The organism is Marinobacter salinisoli (genome assembly GCF_017301335.1).
In the GTDB taxonomy this organism is placed as follows: Bacteria; Pseudomonadota; Gammaproteobacteria; order Pseudomonadales; family Oleiphilaceae; genus Marinobacter; species Marinobacter salinisoli.
The window spans coordinates 1493353-1514583 of sequence record NZ_CP071247.1 but is presented as its reverse complement, the minus strand read 5'-3'; the positions used below and the strand labels follow the sequence as shown (position 1 = coordinate 1514583).

The 21231-nt window shown below is 59.7% G+C and carries 17 protein-coding genes; 2 read left to right on the top strand and 15 right to left on the bottom strand.

Features of this window, described 5'->3' with window-relative positions; all coding sequences use genetic code 11:
- Positions 1–13: 13 nt before the first annotated feature.
- The 8 genes from LPB19_RS06880 to glyA all read right to left on the bottom strand — a co-directional run bounded on the left by LPB19_RS06880 (position 14) and on the right by glyA (position 6626).
- Complete coding sequence (locus tag LPB19_RS06880) at positions 14–541, bottom strand: phosphatidylglycerophosphatase A family protein (RefSeq protein ID WP_206645332.1); 528 nt, start codon at positions 539–541, stop codon at positions 14–16.
- The gene (thiL, locus tag LPB19_RS06875; protein ID WP_206645721.1) at positions 538–1488 is read right to left on the bottom strand and encodes a thiamine-phosphate kinase; all 951 of its coding nucleotides are present in this window, start codon (positions 1486–1488) and stop codon (positions 538–540) included. Before thiL ends, LPB19_RS06880 begins: the two co-directional genes overlap by 4 nt.
- Before the next feature lie 3 nt (positions 1489–1491).
- Entirely contained in the window at positions 1492–1968 is a 477-nt protein-coding gene (gene nusB, locus LPB19_RS06870) for a transcription antitermination factor NusB (RefSeq protein WP_206645720.1), read from the bottom strand.
- Entirely contained in the window at positions 1968–2444 is a 477-nt protein-coding gene (gene ribH / locus LPB19_RS06865) for a 6,7-dimethyl-8-ribityllumazine synthase (RefSeq protein ID WP_206645331.1), read from the bottom strand. The genes nusB and ribH overlap by 1 nt, the downstream gene beginning before the upstream one ends.
- Positions 2445–2489: 45 nt before the next feature.
- Complete coding sequence (ribBA, locus tag LPB19_RS06860) at positions 2490–3605, bottom strand: bifunctional 3,4-dihydroxy-2-butanone-4-phosphate synthase/GTP cyclohydrolase II (protein WP_206645330.1); 1116 nt, start codon at positions 3603–3605, stop codon at positions 2490–2492.
- Positions 3606–3667: 62 nt separating this feature from the next.
- Positions 3668–4783: a bifunctional diaminohydroxyphosphoribosylaminopyrimidine deaminase/5-amino-6-(5-phosphoribosylamino)uracil reductase RibD gene (ribD, locus tag LPB19_RS06855; RefSeq protein ID WP_206645329.1), complete on the bottom strand. Its 1116-nt coding sequence runs from the start codon at positions 4781–4783 to the stop codon at positions 3668–3670.
- Positions 4780–5298, bottom strand: coding sequence for a transcriptional regulator NrdR (gene nrdR, locus LPB19_RS06850; protein ID WP_206645328.1), 519 nt, complete (start codon positions 5296–5298; stop codon positions 4780–4782). Before nrdR ends, ribD begins: the two co-directional genes overlap by 4 nt.
- A 74-nt stretch (positions 5299–5372) precedes the next feature.
- A complete protein-coding gene (gene glyA, locus LPB19_RS06845; protein ID WP_206645327.1) occupies positions 5373–6626 on the bottom strand; it encodes a serine hydroxymethyltransferase in 1254 nt (417 codons plus the stop codon).
- A 262-nt stretch (positions 6627–6888) separates the two neighbouring features.
- Between glyA and ettA the strand changes: the two genes are divergently transcribed.
- Both ettA and radA read left to right on the top strand, forming a co-directional pair.
- A complete protein-coding gene (ettA, locus tag LPB19_RS06840) occupies positions 6889–8550 on the top strand; it encodes an energy-dependent translational throttle protein EttA (RefSeq protein ID WP_206645326.1) in 1662 nt (553 codons plus the stop codon).
- Complete coding sequence (gene radA, locus LPB19_RS06835; protein ID WP_206645325.1) at positions 8550–9929, top strand: DNA repair protein RadA; 1380 nt, start codon at positions 8550–8552, stop codon at positions 9927–9929. The genes ettA and radA overlap by 1 nt, the downstream gene beginning before the upstream one ends.
- 40 nt (positions 9930–9969) lie before the next feature.
- Here the strand turns inward: radA and LPB19_RS06830 are convergent, their stop codons facing one another.
- The 7 genes from LPB19_RS06830 to aroK form a co-directional block, all read right to left on the bottom strand.
- Positions 9970–10338, bottom strand: coding sequence for a PilZ domain-containing protein (locus LPB19_RS06830; RefSeq protein ID WP_206645324.1), 369 nt, complete (start codon positions 10336–10338; stop codon positions 9970–9972).
- A gap of 129 nt (positions 10339–10467) precedes the next feature.
- Positions 10468–11532, bottom strand: a complete 1065-nt coding sequence (hemE, locus tag LPB19_RS06825; protein ID WP_206645323.1) for a uroporphyrinogen decarboxylase — start codon at positions 11530–11532, stop codon at positions 10468–10470.
- Between the two features lie 128 nt (positions 11533–11660).
- On the bottom strand, positions 11661–13079 hold the full coding sequence (locus LPB19_RS06820; protein WP_206645322.1) for an FAD-dependent oxidoreductase: 1419 nt from the start codon (positions 13077–13079) through the stop codon (positions 11661–11663).
- Positions 13080–13159: 80 nt separating this feature from the next.
- Entirely contained in the window at positions 13160–17608 is a 4449-nt protein-coding gene (gene gltB, locus LPB19_RS06815) for a glutamate synthase large subunit (RefSeq protein ID WP_206645321.1), read from the bottom strand.
- Positions 17609–17826: 218 nt separating this feature from the next.
- Positions 17827–19443, bottom strand: coding sequence for an SPOR domain-containing protein (locus tag LPB19_RS06810; RefSeq protein ID WP_206645320.1), 1617 nt, complete (start codon positions 19441–19443; stop codon positions 17827–17829).
- A gap of 62 nt (positions 19444–19505) precedes the next feature.
- Positions 19506–20594, bottom strand: coding sequence for a 3-dehydroquinate synthase (aroB, locus tag LPB19_RS06805; RefSeq protein ID WP_206645319.1), 1089 nt, complete (start codon positions 20592–20594; stop codon positions 19506–19508).
- On the bottom strand, positions 20587–21153 hold the full coding sequence (aroK, locus tag LPB19_RS06800) for a shikimate kinase AroK (protein WP_206645318.1): 567 nt from the start codon (positions 21151–21153) through the stop codon (positions 20587–20589). The genes aroB and aroK overlap by 8 nt, the downstream gene beginning before the upstream one ends.
- Between the last annotated feature and the right edge of the window lie 78 nt (positions 21154–21231).

The window sequence follows — 21231 nt, the reverse complement described above, 5'->3', positions numbered from 1 at the left end:
GACCGCGGCGCGGCTACGCCAACCCAGCGATTAACCACCGATCGATGGCGTACAGACTGACCAGCGCCATCGCCCCCGCAACCACGTCATCAAACATGATCCCGAGCCCTCCGGGTAACCGGGCGTCCAGCCAGCCAATGGGCCAGGGCTTGGCAATATCAAACAGGCGGAAGAGCACAAACGCCATCAAGACACCGATCACGTTGGACGGAAACAAGCCCAGGGCAATCCACATGCCCACAAACTCATCCCAGACAATGCCGCCGTGGTCGTGAACCTTCAGATCCTCTGCAGTTTTTCCACACAACCAGATGCCCACCAGAAACGCCGCTAACACAACAGCCCAATAGGCCGCAGCCGGCAGCCAGGCAAAGGCGTACCACAAGGGAATAGCGGCCAGACTGCCCCAGGTTCCGGGAGCCCGCGATGTCGCGCCGCTTCCAAAGCCGAAGGCCAGAAGGTGCACCGGATGCTTCAGAAATCCGGGGGGTAACAGGACCTGTGGAACCTCTGGTTCCTCAGCGGGGGATTCCCGGGTCATGACATACTCCTGAAATGATCAAATCCGTTGCTGCCGGCAGCTCCCTGCCAGCCCTGAATTCTCAGCCCCGGTTCGCGCTCTACTACGCCAATGACCGTCAACTGGTTTCGGATGTTCGGTGGCAAGCGGCCCCAGTTTTCCGGTGAGAGGGTGACACACAATTCGTAATCGTCGCCGGAGTGCAGCGCGTAGCTCACCGCCTGTTGGCCCTTGAGTCGCGCCAATGGCGATGACACCGGAATGTCCGCGGCGCGAATCGTTGCTCCCACACCGGAAGCAGCCAGAATATGTCCAAGATCGGCTTTCAGGCCATCCGAGATATCAATGGCAGACGAGGCGACATCAATCAGCTGATGTCCCAGCTCCAGCCGGGGCTGGGGCTGATGGTAGCGCTGCAAAACCGATTGCACATCATCCTCGGGATTGCTCACCGTCAGGTATTCCAGTGCCGCGCCCGCATCTCCGAGACAACCGGACACACACACCAGATCGTCAGCCTCGGCGCCGCTTCTCAGAAGCCCCCGGCCTTCCGGCACGGTGCCATGCACCTGAATCGTCAGCACCAGAGGCCCCCGGGTGGTATCTCCGCCGGCCAGCGCCAGGCCAAAGTTCGCGGCGGCATCGGCAAGGCCTTCGGCAAATCCCGACAACCAGTCCTCGTCAGCTTCCGGCAGTGTCATGGCCAGGGTGAAGCACACAGGGTGTGCGCCCATAGCAGCCAGGTCACTGGCCGCTGCGGCCAGAGCTCGCCAGGCCAGAATACGGGAGGGATAGGCTTCGGGGAAGTGGACCCCCTCTACCAGAGTATCCACCGAAAAAACGAGATCGTTCCCGGCCGGCACGCGCTGGATCGCGCAATCATCTCCGGGCCCCAGAACCAGACAGGGAGTAGCAAGCCGTGCCGCCATCGGCTGGAAATAGCGGCGGATCAGCTCGAACTCACCCATCATCTAGCGAGCGCGTGTCTCGGCAAGCCGCAGGCGACGGCTCAGCTTGTCCAGCACACTATTGACGAACTTGTGCCCTTCGGTACCACCGAAACGCTTGGCCATCTCAATGCCTTCGTTGATGACGACCTTGTAGGGAACGTCCATCCGGTGCTTGAGCTCGTAGGCGCCCAGGCGCACGATGGACATTTCGATGGGATCCACTTCAGCTAGCGGCCGATCAAGAAACGGCTCGATCAGGGAATCCAGATCCCCCTGCTCCCGATGCACACCCCGCAGGAGGTCACGGAAATACAGCAGGTCGACTTTGGTCATGTCGTTGTCGACCATGAACTCCGCTTCAATATCGGAAATGGAACTCTTGCTGAAGTGACGCTGATACAGCCCCTGCATCGCCAGCGCACGAGCGCGGCGACGGTCTCCAGCCTTTGGCTTGCTGCCCGGTGCTGGCCCGGAGGTGTTATCGTCGGTTGTGTTCATCACTCACCCAGTTTCTTGAACAGGCTGACCATCTCCAGCGCGGTTACGGCGGCTTCCCCGCCCTTATTCCCGGCTTTGGTGCCGGAGCGCTCAATGGCCTGCTCGATGGAATCAACGGTCAGAACACCGAAGGCGACCGGAACGTCGGTTTCCAGGCTCACGGCACCCAGACCACTCGACGCTTCGCCGGCAACATAGTCGAAGTGCGGCGTGCCGCCACGAATCACCGCACCCAGGGCGATGATTGCGTCGTAATCCTGTGTCTCCGCCACACGCTTGACCGCCAGCGGCATTTCGTAAGCACCCGGCACCCGGATGATCGCAATATCGTCGTCGGAGATACCGTGGCGACGCAAGGTATCCACCGCACCCTCCACCAGGCTCTCAACTACAAAACCGTTAAACCGGCCTACAACAAGCGCATAGCGACCGCTGCACTGAGTAAAGTCGCCTTCGATTACTTTGATATCTGCCATGCATGGCTCCTTGTCAGGCCAGGGCCAACACCCTGACCAGGTTACTTATTCAGGGGTGTAGGGAACATACTCCACCACTTCCAGATCGAACCCGGAAATAGCAGAAAACTTGATGGGCGGGCTCAGCAGGCGCATTTTGCGAACGCCCACGTCCCGCAGGATCTGCGAGCCCGTTCCCACGGTAAAATAGACGCCCGAGCTGCCTTTACCGGCAGAGCCGCGCTCCTCTCCGAAAAAATCGTGGATGCGATCTTCCAGATTGTAGCTGTCCTCGCCACTGTTCAGCAGGACCACGACGCCCTCGCCTTCGGCGGCCACTTTCTCCAGTGCACGATGCAGCGGCCAGCTGCGGGAGTCTTTACGGCGCGCGCCCAGCAAATCCCGCAGGGTGTCGGTGATGTGAACGCGCACGTAGGCTGGCTCGTCTTCACGAATATCGCCCATCACCATGGCCAGGTGGGTGGAACCCTGGATGTTGTCCCGGTAGGTGCGCAGCTTGAACACACCGTATTCGGTGTCGAGCTCGTTCTCTTCCACGCACTCAATGGTGCGCTCATTCATGGTGCGGTAGTGAATCAGGTCGGCGATGGTACCAATCTTCAGGTCATGCTCTTCGGCAAACCGTTCCAGATCTTCGCGACGCGCCATGGAACCGTCATCGTTCATGATTTCACAAATCACACCAGCCGGCTCCGAACCCGCCAGCGCGGCGAGGTCGCAGGAGGCTTCGGTATGCCCCGCCCGGCTCAGTACGCCACCCGGATCGGACATCAGCGGAAAAATATGGCCGGGCTGCACCAGATCGGATGCCTTGGCATCACGAGCCACTGCGGCCTGCACGGTACGGGCGCGGTCTGCCGCGGAAATGCCGGTGGTCACCCCTTCTTTTGCCTCGATCGACAGGGTGAATTTGGTGCCAAAACCCGACGCATTCTGCTGAACCATCAACGGCAGGCCAAGTTGTGCACAGCGGTCACGGGTCATCGGCATGCAAATCAGCCCTCGCCCGAAGCGGGCCATAAAGTTGATCGCTTCCGGAGTACAGTGTTCCGCCGCCATGACCAGATCGCCTTCGTTCTCACGATCTTCGTCATCCATCAGGATGACCATCTTGCCCCGACGAATATCTTCAATGATGTCTTCGATGGTATTCAGTGCCATACGGTCTTGTACCCTTGCGGTTGAGTAACAGCCTTGCTGCCTTTCACCGTGAATTTAGAAAATTAGCGCCGCGCCAGTATCAGGCGCTGGTCTTCGCCCACCTGACGTCGGTCGAGAACCGTCCAACACACCTTGTCGGCCATGCTGTCCAGTGGAATATGAGCCGTGGGACGCCCGGTACTGCCCATGAACACCGGCGCCTGATAAAGCCAGAGCTCATCGACCAGCTGCTCCTGAATAAAGGTCCCGGCCAAAGTTGGCCCGGCCTCTACCAGCAACTCATTAATGCCAAGCTCTCCCAGTGCATCCAGTAACTCGGACAAATCAATGCCGTTGTCTTTCCAGGCGACGCCGTTAATGCTCACCCCCAGCGCTGCCAGATCCTGTGCCGGTTCGGTCGGCAAGGTCGAGGACGCGCAAAACAACTGCACGTTTCCACCTTGCAGAATCTTGGCGGACGACGGTGTACGCGCATCCCGGTCGGCAATGATCCTGAGCGGCTGACGGGAGGGCTCGGTTGCGTCACCGATGTCTCCCAGTTCGGGCCGTCTTACGGTCAGCGAGGGATCATCGGCCAGAACCGTACCCACCCCGGTCAGGATGGCATCACTGGTTGCCCGCAGGCGCTGAACATCCTTACGCGCTTCCGGGCCGGTAATCCACTGACTCTCGCCGGAAGCCATCGCGGTTCGTCCGTCCAGACTGGCCGCCATCTTCAGCCGCACAAACGGCCGTCCGGTATTCATTCGTTTCATGAAACCGGGGTTGAGCCTGGCAGCCTCTTCCGCCAGCACGCCTTCCTGCACCTGAATGCCGGCCTCGCGCAACAACTCCAGGCCCCGGCCCGATACGGCCGGATTCGGATCCTTGGTTGCGACAACCACGCGCGCCACTCCGGCATCAATCAACGCCCGGGCGCAAGGTGGTGTGCGACCAAAGTGACTGCACGGCTCCAGGGTGACATAAGCGGTTGCCCCCCGTGCCGACGGACCGGCGTGGCTCAGCGCACGGATTTCCGCATGGGCTTCTCCGGCGCGTTCGTGCCAGCCCTCGCCCAGAATCTCGCCCCCCCTGGCAATGACACAACCGACCCGGGGGTTGGGGTGTGTCGAATAGCGGCCGCGCCACGCCAGCTGCACCGCGCGAGCCATCAGGGTTCGATCAGAAGCGTCGTTCATGCCTTGCCTTTCGGGGCGCGGTTATCAGCCAGCGCCTTCGCCACATCCACGGGATGTTCGCCATTCGCCTCTGACAAGCGTTCGATCTCTTCCTTGAATTCGTTGATGTCCTGAAAACTCCGGTAAACCGAGGCGAAGCGGACGTAAGCCACCTGATCCAGCTGACGCAATTCGGTCATCACTTCCTCGCCCACCTGCATGGACTTGACCTCGCGCTCACCGGTCGCCCGCAGGCGATGTTTGATCCGGTTCAGGGCGGCATCGATCTGCTCGATGCTGACCGGCCGCTTTTCCAATGCTTTCATCAAGCCGGACCGGAGTTTCTCTTCGTCAAACGGCTGCCGGACGCCATCCTGTTTGACCACCCGGGGCATCACCAGTTCGGCGCTTTCAAAAGTGGTAAAACGCTCGTGACAGGACAGACATTCCCTGCGGCGGCGAACCTGATCACCCTCGGCCACCAGCCGGGAATCGATCACCTTGGTGTCAGCTTCACCACAGAACGGACAATGCATAATTCAGAGACTCCAGAACGGAGGCCGGGCCGTGTGCCTGAAACACGCGGCCCGGCAGGGTCTTGACGGAAAGTTTAGCCGTAGACCGGGAATCGGGCACACACGGCCTCAACCTGCTCACGAACCCGTTCAATCACGGATTCATCACCCATGTTGTCGAGGATGTCGCAGATCCAGCCGGCCAGGTCACGACACTCGGACTCGCCAAAGCCTCGGGTGGTGATCGCCGGAGTACCGATACGCAGACCGGAGGTGACGAACGGCGAGCGCGGATCGTTGGGCACGGCGTTCTTGTTCACGGTAATGTGCGCGCGGCCCAGAGCGGCATCGGCATCTTTACCGGTGATGTCCTGTTTGATCAGGCTCAGCAGGAACAGGTGGTTTTTGGTGCCACCGGATACCACGTCATAACCGCGCTCAACGAAGACCTGCGCCATGGCGCCGGCGTTCTTGACCACCTGCTGCTGGTACGCCTTGAACTCGTCGCTCATGGCTTCTTTAAAGCATATCGCCTTGGCCGCGATCACGTGCATCAGCGGGCCGCCCTGGCCACCGGGGAATACGGCCGAGTTCAGTTTCTTCTGCAAATCGGCGTCGTCGCAGGCCAGAATCAGGCCACCGCGAGGACCACGCAGCGTCTTGTGGGTGGTGGTCGCCACCACGTGGGCGTGAGGCACCGGATCCGGGTATACGCCCGCCGCAACCAGGCCAGCCACGTGGGCCATGTCGACAAAGAGGTACGCGCCGACCTTGTCGGCAATCTCACGGAACCGGGCAAAGTCCAGCTCCTGAGAATACGCAGAGAAGCCAGCAATGATCATCCGCGGCTTGTGCTCAAGCGCCAGGGCTTCCACTTCGTCGTAGTCGATCAGCCCGGTGTCCGGATTCAGGCCGTACTGCACCGCGCTGTAGATCTTGCCGGAGAAATTAACGCTGGCACCGTGCGTCAGGTGGCCGCCGTGAGCCAGGCTCATACCCAGCACGGTATCACCCGGTTTGAGCAGAGCCATGAACACCGCCGAGTTGGCCTGGGAGCCGGAATGGGGCTGCACGTTGGCGTAAGCCGCGCCGAAAAGCTGTTTGGCGCGATCGATGGCCAGCTCTTCCGCGATATCCACGAATTCGCAGCCACCGTAGTAGCGCTTGCCCGGATAGCCTTCAGCGTACTTGTTGGTCAGAACGCTGCCCTGGGCTTCCATTACGCGCGGGCTGGTGTAGTTCTCCGACGCAATCAGTTCGATGTGAACTTCCTGACGCTTCTCTTCCGCCTGCATGGCGTTCCAGAGTTCATCGTCAAAGCCGGCGATTTTCATATCACGGTTAAACATGGATGCGCTGCCCCTGTATGTTTGTCTGGTACGGGGGCATTTCGCCCGGCCGTACACCCTGAAAAATTGGGCCGCCATTCTATCTTAGATGGCGGTCAAAAATCACCTTTTTGCCGCCGCCGGCGGCTCCGGATAAACCCTCACCCCCCAAGGGTTCGAGTTTCCCTCAATTGCTATAGCAGTGTGGTTTCGCTACCTTACGTGCCTAATCCCCAAGTCGTATTTTGATCACCTCCGAATTCAACAGAGGACACAGCCTGTTATGGCCCAATACGTATACACCATGAACCGCGTGGGCAAAGTGGTTCCGCCCAAGCGTGAAATTCTCAAAGACATTTCTCTGAGCTTCTTCCCAGGCGCCAAGATTGGTGTGCTGGGTCTGAACGGTGCCGGTAAATCCACCCTGCTGCGGATCATGGCGGGTGTGGACCAGGATTACATCGGCGAGGCACGCCCTCAGCCAGGCATTAACGTCGGCTACCTGCCGCAGGAGCCGGAACTGGACGACAGCAAGACCGTCAAGGAAATCGTCGACGAAGCCGTATCTGGCGTGCACGATGCCCTGGCCGAGCTGGACAAGGTTTACGCCGCCTACGCCGAGCCGGATGCCGACTTCGACGCACTGGCCAAGAAGCAAGGTGAACTGGAAGCCTATATCCAGGCCACCGACGGCCATGACATTGAGCGCAAAATGGAAGTGGCGGCCGACGCGCTGCGCCTGCCGGCCTGGGATCAGCCGGTGAAAAACCTGTCGGGTGGTGAACGCCGCCGCGTGGCCCTGTGCCGCCTGCTGCTTTCGGGCCCGGACATGCTGCTGCTGGACGAGCCTACCAACCATCTGGACGCCGAATCCGTCGCGTGGCTGGAGCGCTTCCTGCACGACTACGAAGGCACCGTGGTAGCCATCACCCACGACCGTTACTTCCTGGACAACGTCGCCGGCTGGATTCTGGAACTGGACCGGGGCCACGGCATTCCGTTCGAGGGCAACTACAGCCAGTGGCTGGAGAACAAAGAGAAGCGCTTGGAGATGGAAGCCAAGCAGGAGGCTGCCCACCAGAAGGCCATCAAGCACGAACTGGAATGGGTGCGCTCCAACGCCAAGGGCCGACAGTCCAAGAGCAAGGCCCGCCTGTCTCGCTTCGAGGAAATGTCCTCGCAGGAATTCCAGAAGCGTAACGAAACCAACGAGCTTTACATTCCACCCGGACCGCGCCTGGGCGACAAGGTCATCGAAGTGGACGGCATCAGCAAGTCCTTCGACGACCGCCTGCTCTATGAAAATGTCTCGTTCAACGTACCGCCCGGCGCGATTGTCGGCATCATCGGCGGCAACGGCGCCGGTAAGTCCACCCTGTTCCGCATGATCTCCGGCAAAGACCAGCCTGACAGCGGCTCCATTACCGTGGGCGAGACGGTCAAACTGGCCTACGTGGATCAGATGCGCGATCTCGAAGGCGACAAAACCGTCTGGGAAGAACTGAGCGACGGCCAGGACATCATCAAGGTCGGCAACTACGAAACCCCGTCCCGGGCCTATGTTGGCCGCTTCAACTTCAAGGGCTCCGACCAGCAGAAGCGGGTTGGCGACCTGTCCGGTGGTGAGCGCAACCGCCTGCACCTGGCCAAGCTGCTGAAAGAAGGCGGCAACGTTCTGCTGCTGGACGAACCGACCAACGACCTGGACGTGGAAACCCTGCGCGCCTTGGAAGAAGCCCTGCTCAACTTCCCCGGCGCAGCCCTGGTAATCTCGCACGACCGCTGGTTCCTGGACCGGGTCGCCACCCACATCCTGGCGTTCGAGGATGATGGTGAAGTGGTGTACTTCGAAGGTAACTTCAACGAATACGACGAAGACCACAAGAAGCGCAAGGGTGACTCCGCGATGGTGCCCCAGCGCATGAAGTACAAGAAGCTGGCCTGATGGCAAAGACCAAAACGTCATACGTCTGCACCGAATGCGGTGCAGATTACTCCAAGTGGCAGGGCCAGTGCAGTGCCTGCCACGAATGGAACACCATCAGCGAAGTTCGCGGTGTTGGCAGCCAGCCCAAGGGCGCCCGTGGCGCCCGCTTTGAAGGGTTCGCCGGCAGCCTGGCCGAAATCCAGCGGCTGGATGACGTAAGCCTGGCCGAACAGCCCCGTATCAGCACCGGCATGCAGGAGTTCGACCGGGTTCTTGGCGGCGGTCTGGTAGAGGGTTCCGCAGTTCTGATGGGCGGACATCCCGGCGCGGGCAAGAGCACGCTTCTGCTGCAGGCGGTCTGTCATCTGGCGGAGAGCGTTTCCGCGCTGTACGTTACCGGTGAGGAATCCCTGCAGCAGGTGGCCATGCGCGCCAAGCGGCTGGGCTTGCCCACCAAAGATCTCAACATGCTGTCCGAAACCAGTGTCGAGCGGGTTATTCAAATCGCCGAGACTGAAAAACCCCGCATTCTCGTGGTCGACAGTATTCAGGTTATGCACATGGCCGACATCGAATCGGCCCCGGGCTCGGTCTCCCAGGTTCGGGAAAGCGCCGCCTTTCTGACCCGCTTCGCCAAGCAAAGCGGCACCATCCTGTTTCTGGTGGGTCATGTCACCAAGGACGGCAGTCTGGCCGGTCCGAAGGTGCTCGAACACATGATCGACTGCTCCATCCTGCTGGAGGGCTCCAGCGATAGCCGATACCGCACCCTGCGGGGCATCAAGAACCGCTTCGGCGCGGTCAATGAACTGGGCGTATTCGCCATGCTGGAGCAGGGCCTGAAAGAAGTGAAAAACCCCAGCGCGATTTTCCTGAACCGGGGCGAAGAAGCCGCCCCCGGCAGCGTGGTGATGGTGGTCTGGGAAGGCACTCGCCCCATGCTGGTGGAAATCCAGGCATTGGTGGACATGGCGCAGGGCGGCTACCCCCGTCGTGTGGCCGTGGGCCTCGACCAGAACCGGCTGGCCATGCTGCTGGCGGTCCTGCATCGACACGGCGGCATGCATGTGTCCGATCAGGACGTGTTCGTGAATGTGGTGGGCGGCGTCAAGGTGGCGGAAACCAGCGCCGATCTGGCGTTACTGGCAGCGATCGTGTCGTCGTTCCGGGATCGGGCCTTGCCGCAGGATCTGGTCATTTTCGGTGAGGTGGGGCTGTCCGGGGAAATCCGTCCGGTGCCCAGCGGCCAGGAACGCATCTACGAGGCGGCCAAACATGGCTTTACCCGGGCCCTGGTGCCGAAAGCGAACGCGCCGCGCAAACCTATTGAGGGCATGAAAGTCACGGCCGTGACCCGCCTCAGTGAGGCACTTGCCGCGCTGGAAGACTTCCAGTGAGCCATCGAACTACGAGCGCGATGTCGTTCAGCGGCATCGCTCACTCGATCAGGTGAGCGAATTCCCGCTCAAGAAGCGCCTGATCCCCGAGATTCAGCTCCACCAATCGCTTCAGGTGGCTGGCACTCTCAAGATCAATGTATTCACATTTGAAGCCGAGGCGATGGGGCTCGATGTGCCGCAGGGCCACGGCCATCACGATCCCCGTTTCGTTGTCGTTCAGGTGAACCACCACCTCGCAAGGCTCTTTCAGCGGCACATCCCAGGCATCCGGGCGCACCACCAACACTCCCTTGAGCGAGATATCCAGAACCTGCGTCTCCCAGACCTGATCCTGCCAGTGCAGCTCACAGGGCGCATCAAACTCAATGCGATGGAAGCGTCGTTTTTCGGGCGTGTTATCAGACAAGCGGTTACTCCTGTTGACCCATCTTGCTCTCCGAGACTATAACCCTGCCCTGAGCATCCCGCCAGCCGGCGGACGGGAGCGAGTCGCGGCGGCAGTTGAACCAGCACCGCGACTCAGACAACAGATGCCTTACCGGTGGTACTCCGGGCTCAGCTCGACCACTGCCTCGATAAAGGCACCGGCGTGGGCCGGGTCGACATCCGGGGTAATACCATGCCCGAGATTGAAAATATGACCGGGGCCGTTACCGAAGCGCCGCAGGATATCCGCCACTTCCTGCCGGATGCGAGCGGGCGGTGCGTACAGCATGGCCGGATCCATGTTGCCCTGCAGGGCTACCCGATCACCAATCCGGGCCCGGGCATTGCCAATGTCGGTGGTCCAGTCCAGCCCGACGGCATCGGCGCCGGCATCCGCGATGGATTCCAGCCACTGGCCACCGTTCTTGGTGAACAGGATGACGGGCACGCGGCGCCCTTCGCTCTCACGCTGGAGCCCGGCCACGATCTTCTTCATGTAACGCAACGAGAACTCCTCGTACGCCCAGCTGCTTAGCACCCCGCCCCAGGTATCGAAAATCTGTATCGCCTGAGCACCGGCTTCGATCTGGCCATTGAGGTAGTCGATCACCGAGTCCGCCAGATGATCGAGCAGACGATGCATTACCTCGGGCTGCCCATACATGAGTTTCTTGGCTTCACGGAAGTCCTTGGAAGATCCGCCTTCGATCATGTAGGTCGCCAGCGTCCACGGACTGCCCGAGAAACCAATCAGCGGTAGACGACCGCCGAGGGCGCCGCGGATTGTCGACACGGCGTTCATGACGTAATCCAGATCCACCTTGGCATTCAGTGTCGGCAGGGCCGCCACATCGGCTTCGGAGCGAATGGTTTGCCTGAACTTGGGGCCTTCGCCTGTCTCAAAATACAGACCGAGACCGAGAGCATCGGGGATGGTCAGAATGTCTGAGAACAGGATGGCCGCATCCAGTGGATAACGTTCCAACGGCTGGAGCGTCACCTCACAGGCCAGCTCCGTGTTTTTGCACAGGCTGAGGAAGTCGCCGGCCTTGGCCCGGGTCGCCCGGTACTCCGGCAGGTAGCGACCCGCCTGGCGCATCATCCACACCGGCGTACGGTCCACGGGCTGGCGCATCAGGGCGCGCAGAAAGCGATCGTTCTTCAACTCAGTCATAGACATTCCAGCATTCTTGGTCATTGAGTGGTTCTATACGAATGGGGAGCAATGATACCCCGTTTGCAGCAATAAAAAAGGGCGGCTTACCACGAGTAAGCCGCCCTTTTTTTCCGGTCAGACCGGAATCAGACTTCCAGGTAGTCCAGAATACCTTCGGCGGCCTGACGGCCTTCCCAGATAGCGGTCACCACCAGGTCGGAACCCCGGACCATGTCCCCTCCGGCGAAGATCTTCGGGTTGCTGGTCTGGAAGGCAAACGCGGACTGCTCCGGTGCCACCACACGGCCGGAGTCGTCGGTGCCGACCTCCAACTCGTCGAACCAATCCGCCGGGCTTGGACGGAAACCGAAGGCGACCAGTACGGCGTCGGCAGGAATGACCTCTTCACTGCCGGGCACCACTTCCGGCCGACGACGACCATTTTCATCCGGGTCGCCCAGGCGGGTCGACACAACCTTCACGCCCTCCACCTGATCCTCACCAATGATGGCGATAGGCTGACGGTTGAACAGGAACTTCACGCCCTCTTCCTTGGCGTTGGCCACCTCACGGCGAGAGCCCGGCATGTTCTCTTCGTCCCGACGATAGGCACAGGTCACGCTTTCCGCCTGCTGACGGATAGACGTACGGTTGCAGTCCATGGCGGTATCGCCACCGCCGAGCACAACCACGCGCTTACCCTTCATGTCGATGAAGTCAGCCGGGTCCTGCTCGAACCCCAGGCGACGATTGACGTTGGAGATCAGGAACGGAAGTGCGTCGTGAACGCCCGGCAGATTTTCACCGGGGAAACCACCCTTCATGTAGGTGTAGGTGCCCATGCCCATAAAGACCGCATCGTATTCGTCGATGATGTCCTGCAGCATGACGTCCTTACCCACCTCGGTAGCGAGGCGGAATTCCACGCCCATCTCTTCGAACACCTGCCGGCGGCGGCTCATGACCGATTTTTCCAGCTTGAATTCGGGGATTCCGAAGGTCAGCAGGCCGCCAATTTCCGGGTAGCGATCAAAGACCACCGGCTTGACGCCGTTGCGGACCAGAATGTCGGCACAGCCCAAGCCGGCAGGGCCGGCACCAATGACCGCGACTTTCTTGTCGGTCCACTTGACCGCAGACATATCCGGCTTCCAGCCCAGCGCAAAGGCGGTATCGGTGATGTATTTCTCCACCGACCCGATGGTCACTGCGCCATAGCCATCGTTCAGGGTACACGCACCCTCACACAGACGGTCCTGCGGGCACACCCGGCCACACACTTCCGGCAGCGAGTTGGTCTGGTGACACAGCTCCACCGCCTTCATGACGTTGCCCTCAGACACCAGCTTCAGCCAGTTGGGGATGTAGTTGTGCACCGGGCACTTCCATTCACAGTACGGGTTACCGCACGCCAGACAACGATGAGCCTGTGAAGACGCGGCGTTGGCCGTGAAAGGATGATAAATCTCGCCAAACTCCTGCTTGCGCTTCTTGGCGGGGACTTTTTTCGGGTCAACCCGGCCCACCTCAACAAACTGGAAGTCGTTACTCAGTCGTTCTTTCATCTTGCTACTCTCATCAGCTCAATTTCGACCAGGGCAGCCCTCCTTGGGCCGCCCTTAAACCCTGTCTCTCCGGGGGGACCTTATTCCGGTCTTGCCCGGGTGCTCGCCAGCAGGCTGCGAAGATTGGCAGCCTTGGGTTTAACCAGCCAGAAACGGCCGATGTAATCTTCGAAATTTTCAAGGATGTGCGCGGCCCACTCGCTGTTGGTTTCCGAGATGTGCTCACGTATGACGCCACGCAGGTGATTCCGGTACGACTCCATGTCTTCACTGGAAATCCGCTGGATCTCTACGAGCTCGTGGTTGTACTTGTCAACGAACGTGTTGTTCATATCCAGCACGTAGGCGAATCCGCCGGTCATGCCCGCGCCGAAATTATGGCCCGTGTTGCCCAGAACTGTCACCAGACCGCCGGTCATGTACTCACAGCAGTGGTCGCCAGCGCCCTCGACCACCGCATGGGCGCCGGAGTTACGCACGGCAAAACGCTCACCCGCGGTGCCAGCTGCAAACAGCTTGCCTCCGGTGGCGCCGTACAGGCAGGTGTTACCGACGATCGAGGTTTCCTGAGTCTTGAATGCGCTGCCCCGGGGCGGCTTGACCACCAGCTTCCCGCCGGTCATGCCCTTGCCGACGTAGTCGTTGGCGTCACCTTCCAGAATCAGATTCAGGCCACCAACGTTCCACACGCCAAAGCTCTGGCCGGCGGTGCCGGTGAGGTCCAGAGTAATCGGCGCATCCGCCATGCCCTGGTTACCATGCTGCGCAGCGATCTCACCAGACAGACGCGCACCGATCGAGCGATCACAGTTGGTCACGCGGTAGGACCAGGCGCCGCCGGAGGCGTTTTCAATGGCCGCCGCGGTATCCTTGATCATCTGCTCCGCCAAAGTGCCCTTATCGAAAGGATGGTTGTGTTCAACCTGGCAGGTGTGCGGTTTGTCGGCCGGAATATGCTCGTTGGACAGCAGCCGCGACAGATCCAGCTTCTTCTGGCGCTCGGTATCGCCCGGCAGCCGCTCCAGCAGGTCAACACGCCCGACCAGCTCCTCGAGGGTTCGGACGCCCAGCTTGGCCATCCACTCGCGGGTTTCCTCCGCTACGAAGCGGAAGAAATTCATGGCCATTTCCACCGTGCCCTTGAAGTGCTCTTCACGCAGGTGCTCGTTCTGGGTTGCAACACCGGTGGCGCAGTTATTGAGGTGGCAGATGCGCAGGTATTTACAACCCAGCGCGACCATCGGCGTGGTTCCGAAACCAAAGCTTTCCGCACCAAGGATGGCGGCCTTGACCACATCCAGACCGGTCTTGATACCACCATCGGTCTGCAGGCGAATCTTGCCACGCAGATCATTGGCGCGCAGCGCCTGATGGGTCTCAGTCAGGCCCAGCTCCCATGGGGAACCGGCGTAACGGATGGAAGTCAGCGGGCTCGCTGCGGTGCCACCGTCGTAACCGGATACGGTAATCAGATCGGCGTATGCCTTGGCCACACCGGCCGCAATGGTTCCGACGCCCGGCTCGGACACCAGTTTCACCGACACCAGCGCCTCAGGATTGACCTGCTTGAGATCGAAAATCAGCTGGGCCAGATCCTCAATCGAATAGATATCGTGGTGTGGCGGCGGTGAAATCAGCGTGACACCCGGCACCGAGTATCGCAGGCGAGCAATCAGGTCGTTCACCTTACCACCCGGCAACTGGCCACCCTCGCCCGGCTTGGCGCCCTGAGCCACTTTGATCTGCATGACGTCAGCGCTACGCAGGTATTCCGCGGTAACACCAAAGCGACCGGAAGCCACCTGTTTGATCTTGGAACGTTTTTCCGTGCCGTGGCGGGCCGGGTCTTCCCCGCCCTCACCTGAGTTGGACCGCCCACCGAGCGTGTTCATTGCTACTGCAAGCGCCTCATGCGCCTCGGGCGACAACGCCCCCAGAGACATGGCCGCAGAGTCGAACCGGGGGAAGATCTTTTCCACCGGCTCAACGTCCGACAGATCAATCTGCTTGAGGTCGCCACGCAGTGCGAGCAGGTCCCGCAACGTGGCGACCGGGCGCTCGTTCACCAGGGCCGCGTATTCTTTGTAGTGCCCATAATTACCGCTGGTTACCGCTTCCTGCAGCTTGCCGACCACATCGGGGTTGAAGGCATGGTATTCCTGTCCATGGACATACTTGAGCAAACCTCCCGGAGTGATAGGTTTGCGAGAACTCCGTGCCAGAGCGGCCAGTTGTTCCTGATCCTGCTGGAAATCAAAGAAACCCGCACCCTGGATACGACTGGGCACGCCCCTGAAACAGAGGTCGACAACTTCGTCGGCCAGACCAATGGCTTCGAACAACTGTGCGCCACGATAAGAGGTGATGGTGGAAATCCCCATTTTAGAGAGGATCTTCAGCAGCCCCTTATTGATACCCCGGCGGTAATTATTCTTGGCTTCGATGGGATCCATCAGCATTTCGCCGGTACGGATCAGATCGTTCAGGACCTGGTAAGCCAGGTACGGGTAGACCGCTGTTGCGCCGAAACCGAACAACACAGCAAAGTGATGGGGATCGCGCGCCCAGCCGGTTTCAACCACCAGATTAGAATCGCAGCGGAGCCCGCGCTCAACCAGATGGTGATGGACGGCGGCCGTGGCCATCATGGCATTCACGGGCAGCTCACCATCGTTGAGCTCACGGTCAGTCAAGACCAGAATCACCTTGCCATTGCGGGCGGCCTGCTCGGCTTGCTCACAGACACTGCGAATCGCACCCTCGAGGCCCATCTCAGGTCGGTAACTCAGCTGAATCCGCTCGACCTCGAAGCCCGAGCGCTCATTGTTCACCACCTTCAGGAACTTCGCCGGCGACAGAACCGGTGTCGACAAAATGATTCGATTGGCGTGATCCGCGGTTTCCAGGAACACGTTCTTTTCCGCGCCCAGGCAGGTCTCCAGTGACATCACGATAGACTCACGGAGTGGGTCGATGGCCGGGTTGGTTACCTGGGCAAACTTCTGCCGGAAGTAATCGGCAACGTGGCGTACCTTGCTGGACAGAACAGCCATGGGGGTGTCATCACCCATGGAGCCCACCGCTTCCTGACCACTCTCAGCCAGCGGACGCAGCACCTGATCCCGCTCCTCGAACGACACGTTGAACATTTTCTGGTGAACCAGCAAATCATCCGCATCCATCAGTTTGAATTCGGGCGTTTCCTGGTTCAGCGTGGTTTCAACACGCAACGCATTCTGACGCAGCCAGCTACGATACGGTTGGGCCGTCTTCAGGCGCTGATCAATGTCGTCGGTGTGCAGGACTTCACCGGTTTCAGTATCAATGGCCAGCATCTGTCCCGGACCCACTCGCCCTTTGGCAACCACGTCGTCGGGCTGGTAAGCGTAGGTACCGATTTCCGAGGCCAGGGTAATAAAATCATCCTTGGTGATTACCCAACGCGCCGGGCGAAGGCCATTGCGGTCGAGCATGCACAGTGCGTATCGACCATCCGACATCACCAGGCCTGCCGGCCCATCCCAAGGCTCCATGTGCATGGAGTTGTATTCGTAGAAAGCGCGCAACTCCGGATCCATGCTGTCAACGTTCTGCCACGCGGGCGGAATCATCATGCGAACAGCGCGGAACAGCTCAACACCGCCGGCCAGCAGAATTTCCAGCATGTTATCCATGCTTGAGGAATCGGAACCCGTCAGGTTTACCAGCGGCTGCAGGGTCTGAAGGTCAGGCAGATCCGGTGAGCTGAACTTTGCGGCGCGGGCTATCGCCCAGTTCCGGTTACCATCAATGGTGTTGATTTCGCCATTATGGGCCAGGTAACGGAAGGGCTGGGCCAGCGGCCAACGCGGCATGGTGTTGGTGGAGAACCGCTGATGGAATACGCAGATCGCCGTTTCCAGATCCGGATCACCCAGGTCCTTGTAGAAATTGGCGAGATCCGCCGGCATCATCAGGCCTTTATACGCCAGCGTGCGGTGGGACAGGCTGCAGATGTAAAACTCGGGATCCTCCGCCATGTCCCGCTCGGCATGACGGCGGCCAACGAACAGACTGATGGCAAACTCTTTCTCTGACTGAGCAGCCGGCACGACAAACACCTGCTCAATACGCGGCAGGCAGTCCAGAGCCATGGGCCCCAGGCAGCTGACATCGACAGGTACTTCCCGCCAGCCCATAATCTCGAGCCCTTGCTCGACCAGACGCTTCTCAATGGAAGCCCGTCCCGCTGCCGCCTTGCTCTCGTCCTGGTTCAGAAATACCTGTCCAACTGCAAATACGTCACCCGGCTCTTTGCCAAAGGCCGCCTTTGCAGCCTTTCTCAAAAAGGCATCCGGGCTTTGAATCAGAAGGCCACAACCATCGCCGGTCTTGCCATCCGCAGCGATCCCGCCACGGTGGGTCATGCACGTCAGCGACTCGATGGCAGTTTGCAGTAGCTTGTGGCTCACCTCACCTTTCATGTGAGCTATCAAGCCGAAGCCACAGTTGTCCCTGAATTCCTCGGGATGATACAAACCTGTCATCATAAGCGTTCTCTCGCGTATAAATACTTTCCAATCAGAGGGTTAGCCGAAACCGACCAACAAAACACCCTCTGACTCTGAAAATAAGGGGGCTGGCCATTTTACACACGTAGAAATACGTACTCAAATGGCATGATGCGGAATTCTGGGGCCTCGGGCGTAATTCAGGCCAAGGACGGCAGGCCCAATACCCCGGATTCAGGCTAAAACGGCGGTCACATTCAGAGGTCCGAGGCGGCCCGAATCCACGGGGATTGGTCGCGCAAGTCCTTCGGCAGGTTTGTCTCAGCCGCTCGTGCGGCTTCCCTGGTTGGATAGGGGCCGGCAAACACCATAAACCAGAACCGGCCTTGACGCTCGCTGCGAGTATAGACCAATCCCTCAAGATCTCTATGCTGCTCCAGCAGTGACAGAGCTGTCTTCTCAAGGTTCCCGGCCACCAACTGAACTACCCAGCCGCCATTCGACCGCAGCTGAGCGATATCGACAAATCGATCCGGGTTCGAGGGTTGGAAATCGGGAGCGCCAACCATCCCATTATCAGGGGCTGGCGCCTGCGCTTCGGGCGTCGAAGGCAATTCGGTCCGAGACTGCACACCCGGGCCCAAGGTTTCACTAACCTCTTTGGCAGGCAAAGACTCTGAGGCATCAGCCTCGTCATCTTCCGGTACGACATCAGTTTCCGGTAATTCAGGCTCGACACGCTCAACAGCAACATCAGGCGCATCGTCGCCCTCACTGTCTGCGTCAGACTGGCGGACGGAACGCTCAGCCTCAGCCAACTCGGGAGCTCCCGGTCCGGAAAGGTCGCGCTCCGGAGCGGCCAGCTCATCCATAAAAACCGGCTTCGGGGATGGTGCCTCAGCGTCATCGGTCACGGGCGCGGCCGGGCCTACCGTAATACTTTTCCTGGCCGGCGCAGCCCTCTCAGACTGCGATGCGCTCTCTGCCATTGACTGATCGTATTGACGGGAGACAAACCACCAGGACCCGGCCAACAACGCCAGAGCCAATGCAGGCCAAGCGAGGGTTCCCAGCAACGAAGGACGGCGCCGTGTGCCGGACGGAGAGCCTGCCAACCCGAGCCAGACTCCGGGCGCGACTCGCTTAATGCGCCCGAAACTGCCCTGACTGAGCGTGTGGATAACGGCAACATTGGCCGGGGACAGCATTTTCCTTACATCGCCACCCGCCTGGTAAATCCTCGGCTCCAGGTAGGCGTGTACCTCTTCCTGTGTCAGCGGACGAAGATGAATCTGGTGCATGCCCGATGCCGCGATGGTTGGGTCGACCAACCCCGCCAACTGGTCAGTGCCGGCCAAAACAGGCAAGGCTGCGGCGGAACGCTCCGACGCCAGAAAGGCGGACACCAGAAGTCGCAATAATTCGCCGGGCACGCGATCCGCATCATCGATCAGCAGCACCATTCTCTGGCCCTTACGGGCACGCGATTCAGACCAGCGGAAGAAATGATAGACGCTGTCCCTGGGATTCCGTTCCTCCCGAAACGCAGGGGGCGCAATCGCTTTTAAGCGCATGGCGAGGGATTTAGCGCTGGTGAACGCGGACGCTGGCAAGGCCTTAAATTCGAGGCGCGCTGATTCGCTGCGGACCAGTTCGGCAAGCAAGCGGGTTTTCCCAACCCCGTCAGCCCCGGTTAAAAGAATCGCCATGTCTCCGAAGCCACAAAGATGGCGCAGTGACTCAAGCGCGTGATGACGCATGGCATCGGGGAAAAATGGCGTTTCGAAGTCCATAGGATTGGCTCGGAGGCCAAACCGCTGCTGGAGGCGCGCAACCAGCCCCCCGGAATCGACCGTACTCAGACGCTCTTCCACCACAAGGCTTCCTTGTCCCTCAACCGTAGACACTCAGCTGATCGCAAACCGGCTGAGAAAGCTTAATGACAAAAAACCGACAGGGTTTGAGCCAGGTTCTCCGGCGCCGAATCCCCGGTCACCACCGCCTCACCCATCGCGGCTAACAGCACCAGGCGCAGGCGTCCATCAACGTTCTTTTTATCGACGGCCATCAATCTCATGAAATCATCCGGCGTCATCGCCTCAGGCGGGGTATCCGGCAACCCTGCTCGCCGCACAATCTCGACGACCCGAGTTTTCTCGGGTTCTGTGATCATACCCTCCCGGGCTGACAAGTCTGCCGCCATCACCATCCCGGTACCGACGGCTTCGCCATGAAGCCATTTGCCGTAACCGGCATAGGTTTCGATCGCATGGCCAAAGGTATGTCCGAGATTCAGGATAGCTCGCAAACCACCTTCACGCTCATCCTGAGCCACCACCTCCGCCTTACAGCGGCAGGATCGGAAAATGGCCTCGGCAAGGGCCTCAGCGTCAAGAGCAACAAGCCGATCCATTTCCTGCTCGAGCCAGGCCAGGAAATCCAGATCGCGAATCAACCCATACTTGATGACCTCGGCCAGGCCCGCCGAAATCTCTCTTGGTGGCAAGGTGGTGAGACTATCGGTATCGATCAGTACGATCTCGGGCTGATGAAACGCCCCGATCATGTTTTTCCCAAGCGGGTGGTTGATCCCGGTTTTACCGCCAACCGATGAATCAACCTGTGACAATAAGGTGGTAGGAATCTGAATAAACGGAACCCCGCGCTGGTAACAGGCAGCGGCAAATCCCGTCATGTCTCCAACAACCCCACCGCCAAGCGCCACCAAGGTGGTCTTCCGGCTATGGCGCTTCTCCAGCAGGGCATCAAAGATACGGTTGAGCGTGGACCAATCCTTGTATTGCTCGCCATCGGGCAACACCACCGTATCAACCTGAAGCCCCGGAAAGCTCGCGATCGCCTGTTCCAAATACAGGGGGGCAACAGTGTCGTTGGTCACGATCATGACCTGATGGCCCGAAACCCAGGAGGTCAGGTCCTGCCGGCCCAGCAGCTGCCGGCCAATAATAATCGGGTAGCTGCGCTCGCCAAGTTCTACCGTCAGTTCATGGAGAATCTCAGGCATGATGTCGTCCTTCCTTACGAACCTTTCTTTTATGGCGAGGCGTTTTCGGGTTCAGGCGGTTGACCAGTTGCCGGACCACCAGGCGAGGGCTTTTGCGATCGGTGTACATCACGATGTCGGCCAACCCCGTATACAAGGGATCCCGAATGGCGAAGAGATTACGCAGCACGGCCTCAGGATCTTCATTCTGCAAAAGCGGGCGGTTCCGATCCCTGCGTGTACGTTCGACCTGCTGCTCGATTGAGGTTTTCAGATAGATGACAACCGCACCCTGCTTGAGGATTGCCCGGTTTTCGGGGCGCATTACCGCGCCCCCGCCGGTCGCCACCACGGCATTTTCCTGCCCTGAGAGTTCCTTGAGCATTGCCGTCTCACGCTGGCGAAAGCCTTCCTCCCCTTCCACATCAAAGATCCAGGGGATATTCGCACCACAGCGTTCTTCAATGATCCGATCCGAGTCCATGAACTGATAACCCAGCTCCCTCGCCAGCAACCGGCCAATGGTACTTTTCCCGGCGCCCATAGGGCCCACCAGAACAACGCGTTTGGGCAATGACATGACTTCCGCTCAATGGTTTTTCAGGCCCGTGAGAATAGCACAGGCGCTGGTGTTCCCTAAACATTCAAGGTGTGCGAC

What these genes read in the sequence shown, in the direction of transcription:
- LPB19_RS06880 (WP_206645332.1), bottom strand. Translation starts at nt 541, where the DNA reads ATGACCCGGGAATCCCCCGCTGAGGAACCAGAGGTTCCACAGGTCCTG.
- aroK (WP_206645318.1), bottom strand. Translation starts at nt 21,153, where the DNA reads ATGTCATTGCCCAAACGCGTTGTTCTGGTGGGCCCTATGGGCGCCGGG.
- ribBA (WP_206645330.1), bottom strand. Translation starts at nt 3,605, where the DNA reads ATGGCACTGAATACCATCGAAGACATCATTGAAGATATTCGTCGGGGC.
- aroB (WP_206645319.1), bottom strand. Translation starts at nt 20,594, where the DNA reads ATGCCTGAGATTCTCCATGAACTGACGGTAGAACTTGGCGAGCGCAGC.
- gltB (WP_206645321.1), bottom strand. Translation starts at nt 17,608, where the DNA reads ATGATGACAGGTTTGTATCATCCCGAGGAATTCAGGGACAACTGTGGC.
- nusB (WP_206645720.1), bottom strand. Translation starts at nt 1,968, where the DNA reads ATGAACACAACCGACGATAACACCTCCGGGCCAGCACCGGGCAGCAAG.
- LPB19_RS06820 (WP_206645322.1), bottom strand. Translation starts at nt 13,079, where the DNA reads ATGAAAGAACGACTGAGTAACGACTTCCAGTTTGTTGAGGTGGGCCGG.
- ribH (WP_206645331.1), bottom strand. Translation starts at nt 2,444, where the DNA reads ATGGCAGATATCAAAGTAATCGAAGGCGACTTTACTCAGTGCAGCGGT.
- ribD (WP_206645329.1), bottom strand. Translation starts at nt 4,783, where the DNA reads ATGAACGACGCTTCTGATCGAACCCTGATGGCTCGCGCGGTGCAGCTG.
- hemE (WP_206645323.1), bottom strand. Translation starts at nt 11,532, where the DNA reads ATGACTGAGTTGAAGAACGATCGCTTTCTGCGCGCCCTGATGCGCCAG.
- glyA (WP_206645327.1), bottom strand. Translation starts at nt 6,626, where the DNA reads ATGTTTAACCGTGATATGAAAATCGCCGGCTTTGACGATGAACTCTGG.
- nrdR (WP_206645328.1), bottom strand. Translation starts at nt 5,298, where the DNA reads ATGCATTGTCCGTTCTGTGGTGAAGCTGACACCAAGGTGATCGATTCC.
- radA (WP_206645325.1), top strand. Translation starts at nt 8,550, where the DNA reads ATGGCAAAGACCAAAACGTCATACGTCTGCACCGAATGCGGTGCAGAT.
- ettA (WP_206645326.1), top strand. Translation starts at nt 6,889, where the DNA reads ATGGCCCAATACGTATACACCATGAACCGCGTGGGCAAAGTGGTTCCG.
- thiL (WP_206645721.1), bottom strand. Translation starts at nt 1,488, where the DNA reads ATGGGTGAGTTCGAGCTGATCCGCCGCTATTTCCAGCCGATGGCGGCA.